Annotated in this window: 15 protein-coding genes; 8 read left to right on the top strand and 7 right to left on the bottom strand. The window is 63.0% G+C overall.

Translation table 11 applies throughout. The annotated features are described in order from the left end of the window. Positions 1-2: 2 nt before the first annotated feature. Both ACPW75_RS05825 and ACPW75_RS05820 read right to left on the bottom strand, forming a co-directional pair. Positions 3-4,892, bottom strand: coding sequence for an alpha-2-macroglobulin family protein (locus ACPW75_RS05825; protein ID WP_370539143.1), 4,890 nt, complete (start codon positions 4,890-4,892; stop codon positions 3-5). A gap of 187 nt (positions 4,893-5,079) precedes the next feature. Further along, entirely contained in the window at positions 5,080-6,477 is a 1,398-nt protein-coding gene (locus tag ACPW75_RS05820) for an amidohydrolase (RefSeq protein ID WP_024943695.1), read from the bottom strand. 806 nt (positions 6,478-7,283) lie between these two features. Here ACPW75_RS05820 and ACPW75_RS05815 point away from each other — a divergent pair. The 5 genes from ACPW75_RS05815 to ACPW75_RS05795 are packed head-to-tail and all read left to right on the top strand — an operon-like array spanning position 7,284 to position 12,468. After that, positions 7,284-8,378, top strand: a complete 1,095-nt coding sequence (locus tag ACPW75_RS05815; RefSeq protein ID WP_425904428.1) for an AI-2E family transporter — start codon at positions 7,284-7,286, stop codon at positions 8,376-8,378. Between the two features lie 25 nt (positions 8,379-8,403). Further along, positions 8,404-9,903 carry an efflux transporter outer membrane subunit gene (locus ACPW75_RS05810; RefSeq protein WP_256822052.1) on the top strand — a complete coding sequence of 500 codons (1,500 nt, stop codon included), beginning with the start codon at positions 8,404-8,406 and terminating at the stop codon, positions 9,901-9,903. After that, on the top strand, positions 9,896-11,002 hold the full coding sequence (locus ACPW75_RS05805) for an HlyD family secretion protein (RefSeq protein WP_077096632.1): 1,107 nt from the start codon (positions 9,896-9,898) through the stop codon (positions 11,000-11,002). Before ACPW75_RS05810 ends, ACPW75_RS05805 begins: the two co-directional genes overlap by 8 nt. Before the next feature lie 7 nt (positions 11,003-11,009). Then, complete coding sequence (locus ACPW75_RS05800; protein ID WP_077096631.1) at positions 11,010-12,038, top strand: DUF2955 domain-containing protein; 1,029 nt, start codon at positions 11,010-11,012, stop codon at positions 12,036-12,038. A gap of 1 nt (position 12,039) precedes the next feature. Further along, on the top strand, positions 12,040-12,468 hold the full coding sequence (locus tag ACPW75_RS05795) for an ion channel (protein WP_016350335.1): 429 nt from the start codon (positions 12,040-12,042) through the stop codon (positions 12,466-12,468). A gap of 91 nt (positions 12,469-12,559) precedes the next feature. On the opposite strand, the gene ACPW75_RS05790 is transcribed toward ACPW75_RS05795, so the two are convergent. Beyond that, positions 12,560-14,248 (bottom strand): FAD-dependent oxidoreductase, encoded by a 1,689-nt coding sequence (locus tag ACPW75_RS05790; RefSeq protein WP_077096630.1) that lies wholly within the window; start codon positions 14,246-14,248, stop codon positions 12,560-12,562. A gap of 134 nt (positions 14,249-14,382) precedes the next feature. Between ACPW75_RS05790 and ACPW75_RS05785 the strand changes: the two genes are divergently transcribed. The 3 genes from ACPW75_RS05785 to ACPW75_RS05775 all read left to right on the top strand — a co-directional run bounded on the left by ACPW75_RS05785 (position 14,383) and on the right by ACPW75_RS05775 (position 18,934). Beyond that, positions 14,383-17,322, top strand: coding sequence for a sensor domain-containing phosphodiesterase (locus ACPW75_RS05785; RefSeq protein ID WP_179101446.1), 2,940 nt, complete (start codon positions 14,383-14,385; stop codon positions 17,320-17,322). Between the two features lie 65 nt (positions 17,323-17,387). Continuing rightward, a complete protein-coding gene (pflA, locus tag ACPW75_RS05780; RefSeq protein WP_011705579.1) occupies positions 17,388-18,206 on the top strand; it encodes a pyruvate formate lyase 1-activating protein in 819 nt (272 codons plus the stop codon). An 86-nt stretch (positions 18,207-18,292) separates the two neighbouring features. Beyond that, the gene (locus tag ACPW75_RS05775; RefSeq protein WP_077096628.1) at positions 18,293-18,934 is read left to right on the top strand and encodes an energy-coupling factor ABC transporter permease; all 642 of its coding nucleotides are present in this window, start codon (positions 18,293-18,295) and stop codon (positions 18,932-18,934) included. 50 nt (positions 18,935-18,984) lie between these two features. Here ACPW75_RS05775 and ACPW75_RS05770 read toward each other — a convergent pair whose 3' ends face one another. From ACPW75_RS05770 to ACPW75_RS05755, 4 genes are all read right to left on the bottom strand, one after another. Then, complete coding sequence (locus tag ACPW75_RS05770; protein WP_039214955.1) at positions 18,985-19,677, bottom strand: ABC transporter permease; 693 nt, start codon at positions 19,675-19,677, stop codon at positions 18,985-18,987. Between the two features lie 3 nt (positions 19,678-19,680). Further along, positions 19,681-20,421 carry an ABC transporter permease gene (locus ACPW75_RS05765; protein WP_011705576.1) on the bottom strand — a complete coding sequence of 247 codons (741 nt, stop codon included), beginning with the start codon at positions 20,419-20,421 and terminating at the stop codon, positions 19,681-19,683. A gap of 204 nt (positions 20,422-20,625) precedes the next feature. Then, positions 20,626-21,399, bottom strand: coding sequence for an ABC transporter substrate-binding protein (locus ACPW75_RS05760; RefSeq protein WP_011705575.1), 774 nt, complete (start codon positions 21,397-21,399; stop codon positions 20,626-20,628). 65 nt (positions 21,400-21,464) lie between these two features. Further along, the gene (locus tag ACPW75_RS05755; protein ID WP_011705574.1) at positions 21,465-22,235 is read right to left on the bottom strand and encodes an ABC transporter ATP-binding protein; all 771 of its coding nucleotides are present in this window, start codon (positions 22,233-22,235) and stop codon (positions 21,465-21,467) included. Positions 22,236-22,392 lie beyond the last annotated feature (157 nt).

Below are 22,392 nucleotides of genomic sequence, written 5' to 3'. Positions count from 1 at the left end.
AGCTACTCAGAAATCGTTACCTCATGGATATCCTCACCCAGAGCCCTGAGCTCGGGGCGGTACATATCCTCCACCTGGGTCGGCGGCACCTGATAGCGACCCGGCGTCACCGCCCGCATCAGGTAGACCAGCTGCTGGTTGCTCCCCTCGCTCAGATCCAGCGCCGCCGTGTAACGGTCGTCGCGAAACTCCTGATGCTTGAGGTAGTCGTTCCACTCGCTCTGCCACGCCGGTTTCCCCTCGATGGAGAGCTCTTCGAGCTTGATGCTGTTGCCAAGGGCCGGGTTCTCCAGCTCGAAACCAGCGGGCACCATCTCCACCAGCAGGGCATCGGGCACCGCCGATTCGCTGCTGACGTTGAGCCGTACCACCACCAGATCGCCCACCTTTGCCTTGGCGGGATCAAACGGCTGACCGTCACTGTTGAACCAGCTGCGGGTCACGCTTATCCCCTGACTCAACCTGGTAGGAGCCTGCTCGGGGTAACCTACCAAGGTGCGCTGCACATAGAGGGAGCCCTTGCCCTCGTTGGTGACCACACTGGCGGCCAGTGCCTCGGGGGCGCCCTGCTGCAGCGGAGCCGAACCGCTCAGGGATCCACTGCCAAGAGAGGAAGTCACCTTGGCCTGCCAGTCGACGGCCGGATCGAAGCGGGCAAGTCGCAGCAAGGCGAGCCGCTCCTGAGTGCTGAGCCACTGACGATGGGCCAGGGTATCTGCCACCTTGGCACTGAGGGCTGGCCAGCGCTCCGCAGCCAACTTGTGCTGGCGCAGCAAGGAGAGCTCAAGGGCCTGATCGCGCAGCGGCGAGCCGTAATCACCCAGATAGTCATCACCACGCTCGATCGCCAATGCCCGACTGAGGGCCTTGGCGGCGTTCTGCTCATCCCCCATGGCCGAGAGGGCCAGCGAGAGGTGGAGCAGCGGCAAACCGGAACGGGCGTGATCGGCCTGCTGCTCCCAGATAAGACGCAGGGTGGCGAGCGGTGCCTTGCCCACCCGGGCCAGCACATAGGCACTGTAGGCCTGATAGGCCAGCCGGCTGTGCTCGGGGGCACTGCTCCAGCGCTCGCCATACTGGCTGTCGGTGAGATAGCTCTGCAGCCGGTTCAGCGCCTGATTGAGCATGGCCTCCGGCACTGTATCGCCCGCCTCCTTGCGCGCCAGCAGGTAGTCGGCGGCATAGGCGGTGAGCCACTGCTCCTCGTCAGAGCGACCATCCCAGAGGCCAAAGCCACCGCTTGGCAGTTGCAACCGTTGCAGCCGCTGCAGCAGGGTGCGCTGCACATCCGCCTCACTCACCGCGTTCTTGCCCTCTGCGGGTTTGCTCCAGGCGGCCCGCTCATCGGCCGTGGTCAGCAAGTAAGGCCAGGCACGGGACAAGGTCTGCTCCAGACAGGCGTAGGGGTAGTCGACCAGCGCCTGCCACTGGGCAGCCGGATCCCAGGGGGGAGTGCCGGAGAGGCTGAGCAGCCCCTGCAGGTTGGCGCGATCCAGCCCGGCCAGCTCAGCTGGCGCAAAGCTCATCTGCTGGCCGGGGGCCAGCATCTGGTAGCGCTGGCGAGTCTCGGCAGGCCAAGGGGAGCGCAGCGGCAAAGTCCAGTCGCGGCTGATGGCAAAATCCTTGCCGCTGGCCGCCAACTGCAGACTTGCCACACCGCTCGCCCCGGTCACGGTGAGCGGCAGGGTCAGCCACTGCTCCTCGCCATTTTTAAGGGAAAGGGTGCGGGGCAGCTCGCCGTTTGCTTTCAACCCGCCATTGAGGGTCCAAGCAAGGGAGAGGGTCTGATCCTCACCGCTCATGTTGCGCAGCTGCACCAGCGCCCGGGTCTCATCCCCTCTGGCGCCAAAGCGCGGCCAGCCAACTTCGGCCACCAAGGGCGCCACCACCTTGACGGCGCGCTCGGCCTCACCGACCTGCTGTTCGTTCCAGGCCAGCGCCATCAGCGCCAGCTCGCCGTTGAAGTTGGGCAGATCGAGCGGGATCACCGCCTTGCCCTGCTCGTCAAAACTCACCTCGCCACTCCAGAGCGCGGCGATCTCGACCCGACTCTCCAGCGCGCCGCCCTTTTTCAGCGGCGCCCGATCGCCGCCGTAGTTGAGGCGGGCCAGCTTGCCATCCTGCGGCGGGATCACCTGGCCGTAGTTGTCGAACAAATCTTGGGCGAAGCGCTTGCGGCCAAAGAAGATCTCGAACGGGTCGAGGGGCTGGTAATCGCTGATATTGAGCACGCCCCGATCCACCGCGGCCAGCACCACGCGGCCCTGACTGTTGGGGGTGGAAGTGGCGGTCACCTCCAGCCGGGTGAGCGGAACCGCTTTATCCGGCGCGCTCAGGGTAAGCGGCAGACGGCGCGCTTCCCGATCCAGAGTGAGCGGCACCAGCCCGACCGAGCGCAGGCTTTGCCCCTGCTGCTTGCCAGCCGGTTTGGAGGCGCTGTCTGGCGCGGCGATCTGGGCCGAAATGTGCAGGTCATGACGCTGCCACTCGGGGTTGACCGGGATCTCGAACTCGCCACGGGCATCCTTGGCATCGCCGCCGGCGCCCTTGAGTTCGATGCGCTGCCACCAGCGCAGGCCGTCGCCATCCTCCACCAGCAGCAACCCCTTGCCGGGGCGCGGCGCCACCAGCGTCACCTTGGCCTTGTCACCCGCCTGATAGGCGCGCTTGTCGAGGGTGATGGCAATCTTGTCGGGCCGCGCCTGCTCGCCACCGCCACCCCAGGCGTAACTGCCGATCTCCACCCGCAGGCTGGATTGATGGCCCTGACTGTTCTCAACCTCCAACCGATACCAGCCCGCCGCCAGTTGCAGCGTGAGCGGGGTCGGCCCCTTGCCATCCAGTTGCAGGGTTTGCTCCTGCTCCAGATAAGGCTGGCTGTTGAATTCATACTTCCACCCCTCGCCATCGGCGTAGTGCCAGTAGTAATCGCGGTACTCGTTGATGAGGCGCACCTTCACCGCCCCCGCCTGCGGCTGGCCCTTGTCATCGAGGTTGAGGATCTGGAAGGGCAGCGGCTTGCCCCCCTCTACCCGCTCCGCCACGAAATCGGCCTTGAGCGCCGGCCACTGGCTACCCGCGGGCCAGCCATACTGGGTGCGGCTGCGATTGACGGCGCGGCCACCGGGCTCTGAGAGCGACACCCGATAGGCCACCTCCAGCGGCCCGAGAGCGCGCACTCCATCGAGCTCATCAGCAAGCGAAAAAGTCCCCTGCCCCTGCGCATCTAGGGTGAGATTGAGGGGCTCGAGATCCTTGGCCTGCTCGGCGAGCAGCACGTCACCCAGAGTGAACTCCTGCCACTGGGTAAAGGGCATAGTAGCGCGGCTGATTTTCACCTCCGCCTTGGCCTTGGTGGCACTCGCCGGCGCGCCGTAGAGATAGTCCCCTTGCAGCGATAGGCTGAGGGCGGCGTCCAGATCCATGACTTCCCCATCCTGCCCCTTGCCAAGCTGCAATTTCAGCCGTTCCGGCAGAAACTCCTCCACCAGAAAGGGCCACTCGAAGCGGCTGCCGGCGGCGGTTTTGAGGTTGATGGTCCAGCGCCCGAGCGGCGCATCGTCCGGTAGACGCAGGCCGTAGTGGGCGGCGCCAAGGCTATCGGGCAGCAGCCGTTTCTGTTCGAGCAGCTGGCCGTCCGGCTGTTTCACCTCCAGCTCTACCGCCATCCCCGGCAACAGCTGGCCATCCTGTCCTTTTAGCAGGATCTCGCTGTCGAGCTGCTCGCCAGGACGATAGAGGTCACGCCCGCTGAACAGATAAAGCTGCTGGGCCTGCCAGGGCTGAGTGCCGAGATCAAAGGTGGAGAGATCGAGCGCCGCACCATCGAGGCGCAGCACTGCCAGATGGTTGCCCTGCTCGGCCAGCAGCAGGCGTGCACCCTGCACCTGATCGAAGCGACGATGGCCCTGCGGATCGGTATTTTGCACCTGCAGCCGGTTGCCCTTCTCGTCGAGCAGGGAGAGCTGCACATCCTTGAGCGGGTCGGCACTGGCCAGGGAGCTCACGAACACCTCCAGCTGATCGCGGTAACGGCGGGCACTGAGCCCCATGTCGCTCACCGCAAAATAGGTGGTCTCCTTGCGCCAGTCGTAGTTGCCAAGGGGCGACATCACCGCAAAGTAGACACCAGCCTCCGTCAGCTGCGGCTCCTTGACGTTGATGAGGCGGGTCTCGCGCCGGTTGGCATCGAGTTCCAGCGCGTAACGGCCGCTGAACACCCGCTTGGCCCGCTTGGTGATCTGCTCAAGCTCCCAGTTGCCCATGCCGGCACCGGGACGATACTCGGCCAGGAAACGGGGCAGATATTCCGCATCGACCCGGAAGAAGTCGATATTGACCTCATCCACATTGACCGCGCTGATGGGCAGGCGTAGCTCGTCGCGCAGCGGCAATACCATGCCACTGGCGGTAAAGGAGGCGCCCGCTTCCAGCGGGCGGGTCTTGAGGGTCCAGCGCTGGGGGGATGGACCCAGCCCCGCCTTGAGGCTCACCTCGTAACTTTTATCGGGCTGCACGTTCGGGAAGTAGAGGGTGCGGCCATCATCGGCCAGGATCCACTCCCCCTGCACCTGCTTGCCTCCCTCACTCACAGAAAGCCAGCTCTGCCAGTTCGCCTTGGGTGCCAAGGGGCCGGAGAAGACCAGCGCCAGCGCCGGGGCATCCCGATATTGACGGGCATTGGCTTGCACGACTGAACTCGGCGCCTCGGCCTCCTGCTGGGCATCAGTTTGCGCGGTCGGCGTATTGGCGACAGGCTTGTCGGGGCCACAGCCGCTCAGCAGCAGCGCAGTGAGCCCCGCCAGCAGCAGGGCCGACCAGCGGCGCCCCGGGGCGGTCATCTGTTGCGGTGAGGAACAAGAGAAGCGAGGGTGAGAGTCGACGCGGCGCATAAATGTCATCCCTGATTGGCTCGCTGCCAGTGCAGCGCAATAGCCAACAGGATAAGGGATCAGGCTCGCTTGACACAAAACTCATTGCCATGTTTGCGACAACACAGGAGGTAACTGCCACGATGACAACAGGGTGCTCTCGCGAGACACCCTGCCTTTATTTACCCGTAGTCAATGCTCAACGCAGCTATTGTGCCGGACCCGCCGATTTGGCCAGTACGCTAAGCGCGGTCGCCGTATTGACCCTGGCCCCGACCGGAATGGCGGCCAGATCCACGAAGAAGTCGGGATTGTGCAACCCATAAGGGAAGGTTTTTCCCTCCGCCCTGGCCTTGGCAAATACCGCGGGCGGTGCCACTCCGATGAATTGATAGGCATAAGGGACATTCATCCCCTTGAAGGCTTCGGCAAAATCTTCTGAGCCCATGGCAGAGGGGAAATCACTGATCACGTTCTGCTCCCCCAGCAGCTGACGCAAGACAGGCGTGACTCGGCTCATCAACTCGGCATCATTGACCACGGCACCGGCACTGCCTTTCATCAGCCGGGTCGGCAACTTGTCATCCGGTACCCCGGCAGCGATGGCGATGCCCCGGTTGACCTCGTCGATACGCCGCAGCAGCAGTTCACGCACTTCGTGGCTGAACCAGCGCAGATTGAGCTTGAGCACGGCACTGGCCGGGATCACGTTGTTGTCACGCCCCGCCTCGATGGCACCCACCGTCAGCACCGCTGGTTGCTGGGGATCGAGATTGCGGCTGATGATGGTCTGATAGGCCAGCACAGCCTGGGCCGCCATCACCACGGGATCCAGCGTCAGCTCGGGGGTCGAACCGTGACCACCTACCCCGTGAAAAGTAATGTCGAGCTGATCGACCCCCGCCATCCGCACTCCCGCCGCACTGGCCACCAGCCCGGTGGGGCCAGGTACCACGTGGGCACCAAAGGCGTAATCCGGCTTGGGGAAACCGCGCTGCCACAGACCGTCATCCACCATGCTCTGCGCCCCGGTCCCCGGCTCCTCCGCAGGCTGGGCATATACCACCAGGGTACCTGACCAGGCGGGCTTGAGCGCGACCATGGCCTTGGCCATGCCAAGCAACCAGGTGACATGGGCATCGTGACCACAAGCATGCATCACATCGATCTCACTGCCATCTGCCAGGCGTTGTTTGGTCTTGGCGGCATAATCGAACCCAGTCGCCTCCCGTACCTGCAGCGCATCCATGTCAGCCCGATACCAGACCGTCGGACCGTCCCCGTTTCTGAGCACCCCGACCACCCCAGTCTTGGCGATCCCTTCGGTGACGTCGAACCCCAACTCGCGTAACTGCTGACTGACGATACCGGCGGTACGCACCTCCGTGTAGCCAATTTCGGGATGCTGGTGCAAGTCCTTGTAAAGCGCGATCAGACGCTCGCTGTCACTTGCCACTGTATCATTAAGCTGGGTCAGCAGCTGGCTGGAGAGAAGATGGGCCTGCGTCGGCAAACTCTCTCTTGCATTCGTTACCGGCGTGATGGCCGAGGAAAGGGCCAGCATGGCGGCGATGGAGAGCCCCTGGCAACATGTGGATTTGTTCATTCAGATCCCTTTGCATGAGATGAAAACGGGGTGGACCGTCAAGGGCGGAAGACACGTGTAGATGCCAGTGCTGGTAGCCCGCGCCAAGCAACGCCCTGGATGGCGATTGCCAGCATGGCACAGGCAAACAACCTCAGCGAGAAATAAGTTGCGTTCGAGTCGCCACAAGCCGGTTAGTGTTTGCAGTGAGACCTACCCTACCAATGGCGGTATTGTCTTCACGTTGACAGGGTTATAACCACCGCAAGCTGTACCGGGGTTTAATCTGTAACGGCAAACCGGCGGAAAACATGTTTCAAAATATGACAAGCACCGGTTTGGTACACATCAACACATGGATGCCGTCAGCATGCTTCCTGTCAATGTCCAACTGTCAACATCGAGCACCTGGCTGCGGACACGTCTTCCTCACCGCCATCTGTGGCAACAGAAATATCCAGCCATGACAGGGCCGCAATATCCGCCATTCTACTGCGCACGCTGCCGGCGCTATTTTATATAGGCAAATCCGCCCCGTTTTCCGCCTGCAGACTAGACTGGAAACAACTGTTCTCTGGTGCCGCAGGTGATCGGACTCCTTATTATCCAGCCTCATCAGCGCCATTGAACCAATCGACTAGATATCAATCAGTTAAATATTTATTAAACATGGATTGTCGGCACAACAAATAAACCGGGGGCAACCTCGAAATACCCCCTACACTCTGAACTCAGTCTATTTATTACCGTACAACCCGCTTGCTGGGCAGTCCTTCACGTCAGACAAGCACGGTTGTGTGCTCATCCCTCGTTGGAGTCATACCAGAATGGAAAATAACGATCTGTCCATCGTCGAAAAGCGATTGGTTGCACGGTTCCTGGATATGTTCATCAAGTTCGGCCTGATCCTGGCGTTGGGCTCTTTCTGCTTCACCGTGTTCTCCCCCTTCATGAACATGATGTTGTGGGCCCTGATCCTGGCCGTCACCCTCTACCCTCTCCACCAACGCTTTGCCGTGCGGCTGGGGGGAAAACAGGGGCGGGCCTCCACCCTGCTGGTCTTGCTCGGCATCCTGCTGATCGTGGCTCCCACCGTGGCCATGCTGAGCTCCCTGGGTGACAGCGTCAGCGCCCTGATGGAGCGAATGGACAGCAACACCCTGCAGATCCCGGCGCCTTCCGCCGACATCGCCAGCCTCCCGCTGATCGGCACCAAGCTCCACGCCCTCTGGCTGAAGGCATCGGTGGACTTGCCCAGCCTCCTCATCAGCTACAAGCCGCAACTCGGCGATCTCGCCAAGCAGGTGGTCGGCATGCTGGCCAGCATGGGGGGTGGACTGCTGGGTTTCGTCGTCTCCTTCATCGTGGCCGGCATCATGATGGCCTGGGGAGCTTCGGGCGCCCTGAGCGCCGATCGCATCGCCATGCGCATCACGGATGAACGCAAGGGATTGTCGCTGACCAAGTTGTGCACCAGCACCATCCGGGCCGTGGCCATGGGGGTCATCGGGGTGGCCTTCATCCAGGCCCTGCTGGCAGGGATCGTCATGATGCTGGCAGGGATCCCGGCGGTCGGCATCTTCTTCGTCCTGGCGCTGATCCTCGGTATCGCCCAGGTGCCCGTGATCCTGGTAACGGGGCCCGCCATCGCCTACATGTGGAGCGCAGGCGATCACGGCACCCTGCTGAACATCTTCTACAGCGTCCTGCTGATCGTCGCCGGCATGGCCGACAACGTGCTCAAACCGCTGCTGCTCGGGCGCGGGGTCGATGCGCCCATGCCGGTAGTATTGCTGGGCGCCCTTGGCGGCATGGCCACCAGCGGCATCCTCGGCATGTTCATCGGGGCCACCCTGCTCTCCATCGGTTATCGCATCTTCATGGCCTGGGTCAACGAAGGTCTGGCTACTGCGGAAAAATAGCCCCATGGCCGCCCAACGTCATACCATGCGTCCTCTGCTTACGGGGGGCGCATGCCTGCTGTTGAGTGCCTGCACCCTGCTTGGCCCTGACTATCAGGCCCCCCGCGTCGAGGAGATGGCCGGCTGGCACCCCGCCAGCACGGGCCAGCAGATATCTTCGGCCACCGACTATCGCCAGTGGTGGACCCGGTTGCACGACCCCGTGCTGAGCACGCTGGTGGAAGAGGCGTTCATCAAGAACCCGGATGTGCGGATAGCGGGGCTGCGGATCCTCGAGGCCCGGGCCCAGCTCGGCATCGCCGAGAGCCTGCTCGGCCCCCAGGCCACCATCGGCACCGCCGAGCTGCTGCAGGCGGGCCAGACCCGCAACGGCCACAGCAGCTCGGGTAGCAGCTATGGCGCCGGCTTCAACCTCGGTTGGGAACTCGACTTCTGGGGCAAGTTCCAGCGCGGGATCGAGGCGGCGGATGCCAACTACTTCGCCACCCTGGCGCAATATGATGACATCCAGGTCCTGCTGGCGGCCCAGGTGGCCCAGCTCTATGTGAGCATTCGCACCGTCGAGGCCAGACTGCAGATCGCTCGCGAGAATGCCCGCATCCAGCAGCGCAGCCTGGAGATCACCGAGCGGCTGTTCAAGAGCGGCAACAGCGCCGAACTGGACGTGCAGCAGGCCAAGACCCAGTACCTGGGCACCCTCTCCGGCATTCCGCAGCTCGAAACCAGCCTGCGCCAGAGCCAGAATGCTCTTTCGACCCTGCTCGCCAGAGCCCCAGGGCCCCTGCCCGAGATGAATGCCGATACCGGCAAGATCCCCCGGGGCGAGCTGACGCTGGTCACCGAACTGCCGGCCGATCTGCTGCGCCGTCGCCCCGATGTGCGGGTGGCGGAGCGACAGCTGGCCGCCCAGTCGGCACTGATCGGCGTGGCCGAGAGCGAACTCTACCCCTCCATCACCCTGCTCGGTACTCTGGGCATCAGCGCCACCAGCGGGGAGAGCGGCACCTTCTCCTGGGCCGCCGGGCCGTCGCTGAGCTGGAACCTGCTCGATCAGGGGCGGCTCGGCAACCAGATCCTGGTGCAGGACGCCCGCTTCCAGCAGTTGCACGAACGCTATCGCGACAGCGTGTTCAAGGCGGCACGCGAGGTGGACGACGCGGCCGTGGCCTACGCCAACGGCCAGGACGAGATCGCCCTGCTGACCCAGACTGGCGAGGCCGCCCGCCGCTCCCTCAACATCGCCAACACCCAGTATCGCGAGGGGATGGCGGACTTCCAGCGGGTACTCGACTCCCAGCGCGCCCTGTTCAATCAGCAAGAGCGGCTGGTCAACAGCCGTGGCGCCCGGATGCGCGATCTCATCACCCTCTACAAGGCACTGGGTGGCGGTTGGGAACAGGGGCGAGAACGCCCTCTGGTCACCCCGGCAGTGGAAGCCCGCTTGCGCCAGCGCGCCGACTGGGCCCCGCTGCTCGACGCCGCCCAACCCTCATCCTCTGCCCGAAAGGTAACCTCGAATGACTGACAGCTCCGCTTCCCCCGGCCAGGCCAGCCGCCGCGCCACGCTCGGCTTGCTGGTACTCATCCTCCTGCTGCTCATCTGGTATCTGCTGGCTGACCGGCTGACCCCCTACAGCTCCCAGGCTCGCGTGCAGGCCTTCGTGGTTCCCGTCGCCGCCGAGGTATCCGGCCAGATCAAGCAGGTATATGTACGCGACAATCAGGACGTGGAAGCCGGCGCCCCCTTGTTCGAGATCGATGCCGAACCCTATGACATCGCGCTGGCCAAGGCGCGCTCCGATTACCAGACGGTGTTGAGCGGTGTCAGAGCAAATAGCGAAGGGGTCAAGGCGGCCGAAGCGGCCCTGATGGCCATGCGCACCGCCTACGACAACGCGGCCAAGGACGCCGAGCGGCAGGAGCGGCTCTATCGGGAAGATCCGGGCGCCATCTCGGTGCGTCGCCTCGAGGTGGCCCAGGCCAGCCGCGAGACGGCCAGGAGCCAGGTGGCGGCAGCCCAGGCCGACGTGCGCCGCGCCATCGAGGCCGCCGGGGCGAGCGGCGAGCACAACTCCCAGCTGCTCAGCGCCCGGGCGGCGGTGCACAAGGCAGAGCTGGATCGACAGAACACCCGGGTGGTGGCGCCGGGCCGCGGTCTCATCACGGATCTTCACACTGATGCAGGCCAGTTCATCGGCGCCGGTGCCCCGGCCATGACCCTGATCGCCATCCACGACGTCTGGGTGTCGGCGGATCTGACGGAGAACAACCTCGGCAACATTCACGCCGGTGACAGGGTCGCCATCCTGCTCGACAGCCTGCCCGGCCGCCTGTTCGAGGGGGAGGTTCGCAGCATCGGCTACGGGGTGAGCGACGGCAAGGGTCAACCGGCGGGCACCTTGCCAAGCGTGGACAACAACCGCGACTGGCTGCGCCAGGCTCAGCGCTTCCCGGTCAAGATCGCCTTCAAGGCCGCTGACTTCCCCCCGGTCGAGGCGCTGCGGGTCGGCGGTCAGGCCGACGTGCTGGTCTATACCGGTGGCAGCGCCGGCGGCAGCTGGGTGATGAACCTGCTGGGCTCGCTCCATATCCGGCTGATGAGCCTCTGCTCCTTCCTCTACTGAGGCACCCATGCATAACACCGACAGGGCAGTACTGCGCATTGGCACCGGCATCGCACTGGCAACCCTGATCTGCTACGGGCTGGCGCTGCCCATGCCGCATCTCGGGGTCATCATGGCCTGGGTGGTGCTGTGTCGCCCCGGCGAGCCGCTCAGCCTTGGCAAAGGGTTGCTGGGTGGCGCCCTGCTGCTGGCCGTGATGGTCGGCGGCGTGTTGCTGGTGCCCCTGCTGACCCACTATGCGCTGGCGGCAGTGCTGCTCGTCGCACTGCTGCTCCATGGTCTGATGCAACAAGCGCTGACGGGCAAGGGAGCGGCCGCCATGCTGCTCATCATGGCCATCACTGTGATCCCGGTGGCCGGCCTCATCGAGCAGGCGCTTGCCATCGCCCTTGCCCAGCTGATGGCGCTGGGGATCCTGATAGGCACCCTGGTCAACCGGCTGGCCCACAGCCTGTTCCCGCCCCAGCCGGTGACGGGAACCCAGACCAGGGCCACGCCTCAGCGCCCCGAACGTCCCGAGCGACTCGCGCTACGGGCCGTGGCCATCGTGCTGCCGGTGTGGCTGCTGGCGCTCGGCAATCCGGCCTTCTATATCCCGGCAGTGATGAAGACGGTGATGCTGGCCCAGCAGAGCAGCTCGCTCACTGCCAAAGAGGCAGGCAAGGAGCTGGTGCTGTCGACCCTGACAGGCGCCCTGCTGGCGTTCCTGCTCTGGCAGGGGCTCGGCCTCTGGCCCTCGCTGTTGATGCTGGTGCTGCTGCTGGCCTTGATGACGCTCTGGCTGGCACGACGGCTGGTGCGGCTGGTGCCAAGTCGCTTTCCGCCCTCGTTCTGGAGCAACGCCTGGATCACCGCGCTGATCCTGTTTGGTCCGGCGATCGAGGACAGTGCCACCGGCAAGGATGTCTGGCTGGCAGCCGCGATGCGCTGCGGCCTCTATCTGTTGGTGGCCGGCTACGGCTGGCTCTGTATCTGGCTGCTTGAACAGTGCTGGCCCGTCGGCCGGCCACTGGCACAAGCATCGATAGGAGAGTGATATGTTTTCCATTTTTCTGGTCGGCATCCCGGTGATCCTGGCCAACATGCTGCTGCAATCCCTGATGTCCGTCTGGTGTATCCGCTTCTACGTCAAGCGGTTCAGCGAACGGGAAGGCATGCTGGCCGGGGTGCTGGCGCTGTTTGGCATCATCACCCTGGTGATGCTGGGCAACCTGGTGCAGATCGGCATCTGGGGCGCCCTGTTCCTGTGGCTGGGCGAGTTCAACACGCTGCAGGAGGCCGTCTATCACTCGGGTGTCAATTTCGCCACCCTGGGCTATGGCGACATCGTCATGAGTGCGCAGTGGAAGCTGCTCGGGCCGCTCGAGGCGGTCAATGGCGCCCTGATGATAGGCCTCTCCGGTGCCTGCATGCTGGCGATCCTGCAACACCATGTTCGCAAGCAACTGGGCAACACGCCGCACTAGCCATCCATCCGTTAAGCAATGAAAACAAAAAGGCCACTCTCTGGAGTGGCCTTTGGCTGACATTGCCTCTTATGCCCTCCTCGGGCCAACGCTATTCGGCGGTGGCCATCTGCCAGGTCTTGAAGCCGCCGGAGAGGTTCTTGACCTTGAAGCCGTGCTGGCTCAACAGGCGACAGGCCACGTGACCGCGCAAACCCACCTGGCAGCTGATGAGCAGCTCTTTATATTTGGGCAGCTCGTGAAGGCGGCCGCGCAGCTCATCAAGGGGGATGTGCAAGGCGCCCGGAATGCGACCCAGCTTGTCGAGTTCAGGGCCATTGCGCACATCCAGCACCTGCTGATGGGGGTGACGGGCCTCAACTTCCGCTGCGTGGCAGAGCAGGGTATCCCCCTTCAAGTGGTTGCTGGCCACGAAGCCGGCCATGTTGATCACGTCCTTGGCCGAGCCGAAGGGCGGCGCGTAAGTCAGCTCCAGATCCTGCAGATCAAACACGGTAAGACCGGCGCGCTGGGCCACCGCCAGCACGTCGATGCGCTTGTCGACCCCGTCCTTGCCGATGGCCTGGGCGCCGTAAATCTTGCCATCGGGGGCAAACAGCAGCTTGAGGCTGACCGGGTGGGCGCCGGGGTAGTAACCGGCGTGGCTGCCCGGGTGGACATAAGCCTTCTCAAACGGCAGCCCCAGCTGCAGCAACCGCTTCTCGCTCAGGCCGGTGCTGGCTACCGCCAGATCGAACAGCTTGCAGATGGCGGTGCCCTGAGTCTTCTTGTAGGTTTCGCTGCGCCCCAGCATGTTGTCGGCGGCGATGCGCCCCTGCCGGTTGGCGGGGCCCGCCAGCGGGATCAACACAGACTCACCGGTAACGAAGTCGGTCTCCTCCACCGCATCCCCCACCGCATAGATGAAGGGATCCGAGCTGCGCATGCCCGCGTCCACCTTGATACCACCGCGCGGCCCCAGCTCCAGCCCCGCCTTGGCGGCGAGCAGGGTCTCGGGCTTGACGCCGATGGCGAGGAGCAGCAGGCCGGTATCGAGCCGGGAGCCATCGCTCAAGGTCAGCCGCAGTCCGCCCCGCTGCGCAGTCGCCACCGCCGAGGTCTTCTCGGCTGGCACATCCAGGCTCTCGATGGCAGAGAGGCCGGTGCGCAAACGCAGATCGATCCCCTCCTCCCGGATGCGGGCATGGAGCATGTTAGCCATCTCTTTATCCACCGGCGCCATCACCTGATCGGAGAGCTCCAGCAGGGTTACTGTCAGCTTGCGCTGGTGCAGCGCCTCCATCATCTCCAGCCCGATGAAACCGCCCCCCACCACGGTGACATGGCGCGGCTGATCGTGCGCCAGCGCCGCCAGAATGCGATCCATGTCGGGAATATTGCGCAAGGTGTGCACACCCGGGCTGTCGATACCGGGGAACGGAGGCCGGATGGGGGCCGCACCCGGGCTCAGCAGCAGCACGTCATAGGCTTCACGGCGCTCTTCGCCGGTCAGCAGATTGCGCACCAGCAGGTTCTTGCCGGCCTTGTCTATCTCGATGACGTCGTGAAAGACCCGCACATCCACGTTGAAGCGGCGTTTGAAGCTCTGAGGGGTCTGCAACAGCAGGGCATCCCGGTTGGGGATATCGCCCCCGATGTGATAAGGCAGCCCGCAGTTGGCGAAACTGACGAACTCGCCCCGCTCGAACATCACAATTTCCGCTTCTTCGCTCAGACGGCGGGCTCTGGCCGCCGCAGAGGCACCACCGGCCACACCGCCTACAATCAGGATCCGTTTCATCAGCAAGACTCCAGTCAACGACAGATTGCCATTAAATTAGTATTTTCTAATTTAGAATTCAATGAAATTTTGTTTGTACCGATTTTGCAGTATTCTTGCCACCCGACAGTCGTTCAACAGGATGTTATCAGTTCATGTCGTCAACCGCGCTCAGTCACCTTTCTTCTGCCAGCCAGACACCGCTGTTCTTTCGTCTGGACGTGCGCAGCCAGCGGCTGGTCGCCCTGACCGATGTGATGCAAACCCCGCTCTACTGGCTCGATGAGCCCAGAGGCCCCTGGCCGGCCCAGTTGCCGGATGCGCTGCGCCTGCCCATCGAGCAGGCGCTCACCAGCGGCCAAGGCGGCAAGCTGGTGCTGCGCTTTGCCGGCCAGCAGTGGCACGTCGCCCTCTCCCATGAGCAGGATGCCTTCTGGCTCATCTGCCTGCAGACCCTGCGCCAGGAGCCAGTGGCCGATCTGGCGCTGCACCTGCCGCGCCTGAGCCAGATGGCGAGCCAGCAGCAGTTTGCCGCCATGCTGGAGACCCTCAAGGAGAGCCTGGCGGCCGATCGCCTCATCCTCTGGCACTATCAGGCCAACGGGCCCCTCGGCAGCGAACAGCTGACCCCGGTCTTCACCCTGGGGGCCGACGAAGTGGCCGCCATTCGCGGCGACAGCCGCTACATCCGCGCCCTGCGCACCCGCAAGTCCCTGAGCTTTTCGGAGGCGGCGCACCAGCCCATGCTGAGCCAGCACTACTATCTGGCCAATGCGGGGGTGAGCTCACGCCTCGACGGCGCGTTGCTGGAGCAGGAAAAACTCATCGGCGTGCTGAGCCTCGAATACCTCAACGCCACCCCCCTCAGCGAGGAGATGCTGCAACTGGTGCGTCACAGCGCCCAGTTGCTCGGCCACTGGCAACCGCTCCCTGAACCTGTGCACAACCCTGTGCTGGCCCTGCCGGCCGAGCTCACCCTGCTGACCGGCATCGCCTATTGCCGCGCGCTGGTGCGCTGGGGCATGAGCGTCAGCGGCGCCCGCATCGGCTGGATCGGCGAGTACCAGCCCCGCGGCCAGGAGCTGTGGATGATCCCGCGCTGCGTGCTGGAGGGGGAGACCTTCTCGGTGCTCAAACCCATCCAGATGGACCCGGGCCCCGGCCAGGAGCTGTTCCAGCACGGCCAGGCGGTCTATGTGGAAGACCTGCCCCTGCGCTATCCCCAGGCCAGCCAGCTGCTGGCACTCAATGCCCCCGTCTATGTCGGCATTCCGCTGCACGGCCAGCACGGTGCCCCCATCGGCCAGCTCACCCTGCTGCTCGACACGCCGCTGGCCGACCCCATGCCGCTGCTCGATGCTCTCAGCAGCCAGCACGAACGGGCCGCCGTCGAACTGCAGCGGCTGGCCGCCGACGAAGCCTTGCGGCTGGCCGAGGTGGCCTTCAACACCCACGACGGCCTGCTGGTGATGGATCACAAGGGGATCATCCTCAAGGTCAACAACTCCTTTACCCGCATCACCGGCTTTGCCGACGATGAGATGATCGGCCAGCATATCGTCCAGCTCAGGCCCACCTACTATGGCGATCACCTGAAGCAGGATGTGCGCCAGGCGGTGGCGGCCCAGGAGTTCTGGATGGGGGAAGAGCGCTGCCTGCACAAGGATGGCCACCTGTTCCCGGTGCGCTTGATGGTGAGCGGGGTGCAGGACGAGCACGGCGAGATCAGCCACTACGTCTGCAGCTTCTACGACATCAGCAAGGAGAAGGAGGCGGCACGCCACATCGAGCAGCTCGCCTATTACGACGATCTGTGCGGCCTCTACAACCGCCGCAGCCTCAACGACATCATGCAGCGTACTCTGCAGGAGGCCAGCGGCCAGTGGGGCGCCCTGCTGCTGGTGGATCTGGACAACTTCAAGTCGATCAACGACTCCCTAGGCCATGCCTGCGGCGATCTGTTGCTGCAGGCGGTGGTGGAGCGGCTCAAGGGGCTGCCGCAGGACAACCTGGTGCTGGCCCGCATCTCGGGGGACGAATTCGCCCTGCTGTTCACCGCCTTGGGCCAGGGATATGTCACCGCCAAGATCCTGGCCGAGCACTTCGCCCGCGAGCTGATGGGGCTGTTTCGCATTCCGTTCGACATAGAGGATCACAAGCTGCACTGCAGCGCCTCGGTGGGGATCAGCCTCTTCTCCAGCGAGGACAAGGATCACCTGGTGCTGATGCAGCAGGCCGACACCGCCACCCACATGGCCAAGCGATCCGGCCAGGGCAACTATGTGTTCTTCAGCGAAGCGATGGCGGAGAAGGAGAAGAGCAAGCTGGCGCTCAACAACCAGCTGCGCGACGCCCTGCGCCACCACGAGCTGCAGCTGCACTATCAGCCGCAATACCGGGTCGACAACGGCGCACTGTCCGGCATCGAGGCGCTGCTGCGCTGGCAGCGCAGCGATGGCAGCATGGTGCCACCGGCGGAGTTCATTCCCATCGCCGAGGAGACCAGCCTCATCCAGGATATCGGCTACTGGGTGATGAAGACCGCCTGCGCCCAGTACAGCTTCTGGCTCAACCGCGGGCTGGCCATTCCCCATCTGTCGGTCAACGTCAGCGCCCGCCAGTTCCACACCGTCGGCTTCGTGCAGCAAGTGGAATACATACTGCGCGATACCGGGGTGCCCCCCTCCCGCCTGCTGCTGGAGGTGACCGAATCCGTGGTACTGGAAAACCGGCTGGAGAGCATCGCCAGAATGCGCCAGCTCAAGGAGCTCGGCATCCTGCTCTCCATCGATGATTTCGGCACCGGCTACTCGTCGCTAGCCTATCTGCGCGACCTGCCAGCGGACGAGGTGAAGCTCGACAGAAGCTTCATCCAGACCCTGGTACACAGCGAACAGGACAAGGCCATCGTCAAGGCAATCTTGGAACTGGCCAAGGTTTTTCGTTTTACCGTCACCGCCGAAGGGGTGGAGGATGAAGAGCAGCTCGCCATCCTCAAATCCCTCGGATGCCAGCATTATCAAGGCTTCCTGACCAGCCGACCGCTCACCGCCAAAGCCCTCGAGAGCCTGCTGGGTGCCGCGGTACCGGGCTAAACATGTAGGATTTATAGGGCTTTATGTAATAAAATAACGGCCTGCTCGAATCATTGGAGTCGTCTATGTCTGTCATTAATCGGATCCCCGCTGTCGAAGTCAGCGCCACCGCCGCTGAAACCAGTGTGACCGCCGATGCATCCGGGGTCATTGGCCGGATCCATTCCGTTGAAACCTGCGGCACCGTCGATGGCCCCGGAATACGCTTCATCGTGTTCATGCAGGGCTGCCTGATGCGCTGCAAGTACTGCCACAACCGCGACACCTGGGACACCCAGGGCGGCCGCGAGGTGACAGTGCCGGAGTTGATGAGCGACATCACCAGCTATCGTCACTTCATGAATGCCTCGGGCGGCGGCGTCACCGCCTCCGGTGGCGAAGCCATGCTGCAGCAAAATTTCATCGCCGAACTGTTCGCCGCCTGCAAGGAGAAGGGCATCCACACCTGCCTCGACACCAACGGCTTCGTGCGCCACTACGACGAGCAGCTCGACAAGGTGCTCGACAATACCGATCTGGTGCTGCTCGACATCAAGCAGATCAACGACGACAAGCACATTCCGCTGACCCACGTCAGCAACAAGTACACCCTGGAGTTTGCCCGCTATCTGGCCGCCAAGGGCAAGACCATGTGGATCCGCTACGTGGTGGTGCCGACCTGGTCGGACGACGACGAGAGCGCCGAAGGGCTCGGCCAGTTCATTGCCGAACTGGGCGAGTGCGTCGAGAAGGTGGAGCTGCTGCCCTACCACGAACTTGGCAAGCACAAGTGGGACGTACTGGGCGACACCTATGATCTCAACGGGATCAAACCGCCCAGCAAGGAGACCATGGACCGCGTCCAGGGCATCCTCGCCAAGTACCACAACAACGTAAAATACTGATAGCTCAGGGGCTGGCCGGGAAAACGCCAGCCCCTTTCACATCGGGCTTCGCCCATCTGCATGCCGTCACCGGACAAGGATCTGCCATGAGTGAAGGACAAGCCGCCGCCCTGCTGCTCTGGGTACTGCTGCTCATATTCAGCCTGCGCGGCACCTTGCTGCGCACCCTCTATCACCATCCGCTCTATCAGCATCTCTGTCTCGGCGGCGCCATCGTGCTGGTACCGCTCTGGACCCTGCGGGCCGGTCTGCACGAAGGATTGGACGTGCACTTTCTCGGTCTCACCAGCCTGACCCTGCTGCTGGGCTGGCGCCTCGCCCTGCTCGCCCCCTGCCTCACCCTGCTGGTGCTAAGCTATTTTGGCGTCATCCCGCTGGCCGAGATCGGCTGGCAGGCCCTCATCGGCGTGGCCCTGCCGGTCGCCACCACCTGGCTGCTGTTTCTGGCCAGCTGGGCCTGGCTGCCGCGCCATCTGTTCGTCTACCTGTTCGTGGTAGCCTTTCTTGGCGGCGCCCTCTCCATCTCGGTCAAGGTGGTGGCCAGCGCCCTCCTGATGGGTCTCAGCGACACCTACCCCTGGTACACCATCAGCGCCGACTACCTCTCCATCTGGCCACTGCTGCTCTTCCCCGAAGCCCTGCTCAACGGTATGACCATGACCCTGCTCGCCATCTACCGCCCCCACTGGGTCAACACCTTCTTCGACCGGGAATACCTGGGCCGCTGAGCAACAGGCAACGACAAAAAAGCCCGCAATTGCGGGCTTTTTTATGGCGTTTACACGGTGCGGGGGCGCAAGTGGGCGTGCCAGCGGGCTTCCCACTTCTTGAACAGCCAGACGATGACGAAGGTCAGCAGCATGTAGAGCAGGCCGGCGGTCAGGAATGCCTCGAACGGGCTGTAGTAGCGGGAGTTGATGATCCGCGCGGCGCCGGTCAGGTCGACGATGGTGATGATGCCCGCCACCGCCGAGCCCTGCAGCATGAAGATCACCTCGTTGCTGTAGGCCGGCAGTGCCCGGCGAAACGAGTTGGGCAAAATGATCCGGGTCAGGGTCTGCCAGCGGGTCATGCCGAAGGCGTTGGCCGCTTCAATCTGCCCCTTGGGCATATTCAGCACGGCGCCGCGCACGATCTCGGCGGTGTAGGCTCCGGTGTTCAGGGTGAACGCCAGCAGGGCGCAGAACCAGGCTTCGGCAAACAGATCCCAGGCGATGCTGTTTTTCAACCACTCCCACTGGGCGGCGCCGTAGTAGATGATGAACAGCTGCACCAGCAGCGGGGTGCCACGAAAGAAGTAGATATAGGCCCAGATCGGCCCCTTGATCAGCCAGTTGCGGCTGTTGCGCAGGATGCCGAGCGGCACCGCCAACATCAGCCCGAGGATCAGGGAAGCCGCCACCAGCAGCACCGTGGTGTAGAGGCCCTGCCAGTAGGTGGGCCATTCGGTGAGAATGATTGAGAAATCCATGGCTTACCTCGTCTTTATCGCATAGTGACGCTCGGCCCATTTCAGTGCCGAGGTGGAGACCGCAGTGAAGATCAGGAAGATCAGGGCCACCGCCATGTAGAAGGTGAAGGGCAGCTGGGTCGAGCCCGCCGCCAGGGACGCTTTGCGCACCATGTCATCGAGCCCGATGATGGAGACCAGCGCCGTGGTTTTCAGCAAGACCAGCCAGTTGTTGCCAAACCCAGGCAGAGCGTGGCGCATCATCTGGGGAAACAGGATCCGCACAAACACCTGGGTTGCCCGCATGCCGAAGGCCCGGGCCGCTTCCAGCTCGCCCTTGTCCACCGCCAGGATGGCGCCGCGGAAGGTCTCGGTCATGTAGGCGCCGAAGATGAAGCCGATGGTGGCCACCCCGGCCGCAAACGGGCTGATGTCGATGTAATCGGGCAGCAGGGAGACCCACTCCTGGTTGGGATTGCTCGCCAGCAGGTAGTTGTTGTAACTCTCGTTGACCCAGGTACAGAGGTTGTTGATGAGCACCTGGCCGCCGAAGAACAGCAGCATCATCAGCACCAGATCGGGGATGCCGCGAATGACGGTGGTGTAGGCGGTGGCAAAACCGCGGGCCCATTTGTAGGGGGATAGCTTGGCCAGCGCCCCCAGCATGCCGAGCACCAGTGCCAGCAGCAGGGAGGCCAGCGCCACTTCCAGGGTGACCCAGGCCCCCTCCAGCAGGGAGGTTTCGTATCCTTTCAAATCAAACATATGCGGCTCCATTGCAACTCATTGAGCGGGATCTCCCGTCCCAATATCCTTTCAAACCAAACACATGCAGCTCCATTGCAACTAAGCGGGCCCATCGCTCCCTTGCGAGAGACAACGGGCCCGATGACTACAGACGAGGGTCAACCTGTCGTGATGATTCGCCGCAATTGCGCCGGCGGCTACCGGGGTAGCGCGCCTTCGGGGTTACTCGCCGTACACGTCGAAGTCGAAGTACTTGTCGTTGATCGCCTTGTACTTGCCGTTGGCACGCAGCGCCAGGATGGCGGCGTTGAATTTCTCTTTCAGATCCTTGTCGGCCTTGCGCACAGCGATGCCGGCACCCTCGCCAAACCACTTGGGATCGGTCAGTTTCGGGCCGATGAACTCGAACGCATCGCCACCCTCTTTCTTGAGCAGGCCGTCGCTGATGGCGGCGGAGTCGGCCATCACGTAGTCAACCCGGCCGGATTTCAGATCAAGATAGGCCTCGTCTGCGGTGCCATAACGCTTGATGGTGGCGTTGGGGAAGTTGTCGGTGATGTAGGTGTCCATGGAGGTGGCGCGCTGCACGGCCACTGTCTTGCCACTCATGAACTCCTTGTCGAGCTTGATCTCGGTGCCCTTCTTGGCGGCGAAGCGGGCCGGAATGTGCTGGTACTTCTGGGTGAAGTCCACCTTCTTCTTGCGCTCTTCGGTGATGTCCATGGTGGCGATGATGGCGTCATATTTGCGCGACAGCAGCGCCGGAATGATGCCGTCCCAGTCCTGCTTGATCAGGGTACACTTCACCTTCATCTCCTCGCACAGGGCGTTGGCGATGTCGATGTCGAAACCTTTCACCTCGCCGCTCGGCTCGGTCCAGGAGAAGGGGGGGTAAGCACCTTCCACCCCGATCCGCACCTCTTTCCACTCCTTGGCCATCAGGCTGCCGGAAGACAGGGCAGTGACTATGGCGGTCGCCAGCATCAGCTTGTTCATGTATCTCTCCTTGATAAAATCATCGACTGTTGCAATTGCAGATTATTGGGGATCAGCCCCGGCCATCAATAGATGGAGGAGATGAATTGCTTGAACCGTTCGGACTTGGGATGGGCGAAGATCTCCTTGGGATTGCCCTCCTCCTCCACACGGCCCTGATGCAAAAACATTACCTTGTTCGACACATCGCGGGCAAACGACATCTCATGGGTCACCACCAGCATGGTGCGCCCCTCTTCGGCCAACTCGCGCATCAGGCCGAGCACTTCCCCCACCAGCTCGGGATCGAGCGCCGAGGTGGGTTCGTCAAACAGCATCACCTCGGGCTCCACCGCCAGCGCCCTGGCAATGGCCGCCCGCTGCTGCTGGCCGCCGGAGAGGTGACCTGGGTAGTAGTCGCGCCGCTCCCACAGTCCCACCCGGTTGAGCAGGTGTTCCGCCTTGGCCATCGCCTCGGCGCGGGGCACCTTGAGCACCTGGATCGGCACCTCGATGATGTTCTGCATGATGGTCATGTGGGACCAGAGATTGAAGCTTTGAAACACCATGGCCAAGCGGCTGCGAATGCGCTCCACCTGGCGCACGTCCTCCGGCAACCGTTCACCGGCCCGGTTGGTTTTCATGCGAATAAGTTCGCCATGGAGGGAAACCGTGCCGGAAGAGGGTGTTTCCAGCAGATTGATACAGCGAAGAAAGGTCGACTTCCCCGAACCGGAGGAGCCGATAAGGGAGATGACATCCCCCTTGTGGGCGGTCATATCGATGCCCTTGAGCACTTCGTGGGTGCCGAAATACTTGTGCAGATCACGAACTTCCAGTGCGGCAACGTCGCTCATCCATTACAACCTTGTCTGTCCCTAGACGCCGCTGGGGCGTAACTCACGCCATCGCTTATTTAACAAAAAGTTAACCGATGGCAACCTTCAGCGAAAATATCACTCGGATAGTTAAAAAACAATACAGAACCGAGGTCTTTGGTGTTTTGTCTGTATT

This window comes from Aeromonas sp. FL131 (assembly GCF_049860615.1).
GTDB classification, from domain to species: domain Bacteria; phylum Pseudomonadota; class Gammaproteobacteria; order Enterobacterales; family Aeromonadaceae; genus Aeromonas; species Aeromonas hydrophila.
Note: the sequence above shows the minus strand (reverse complement) of the source record. Positions and strands in the feature narration are given on the sequence as shown.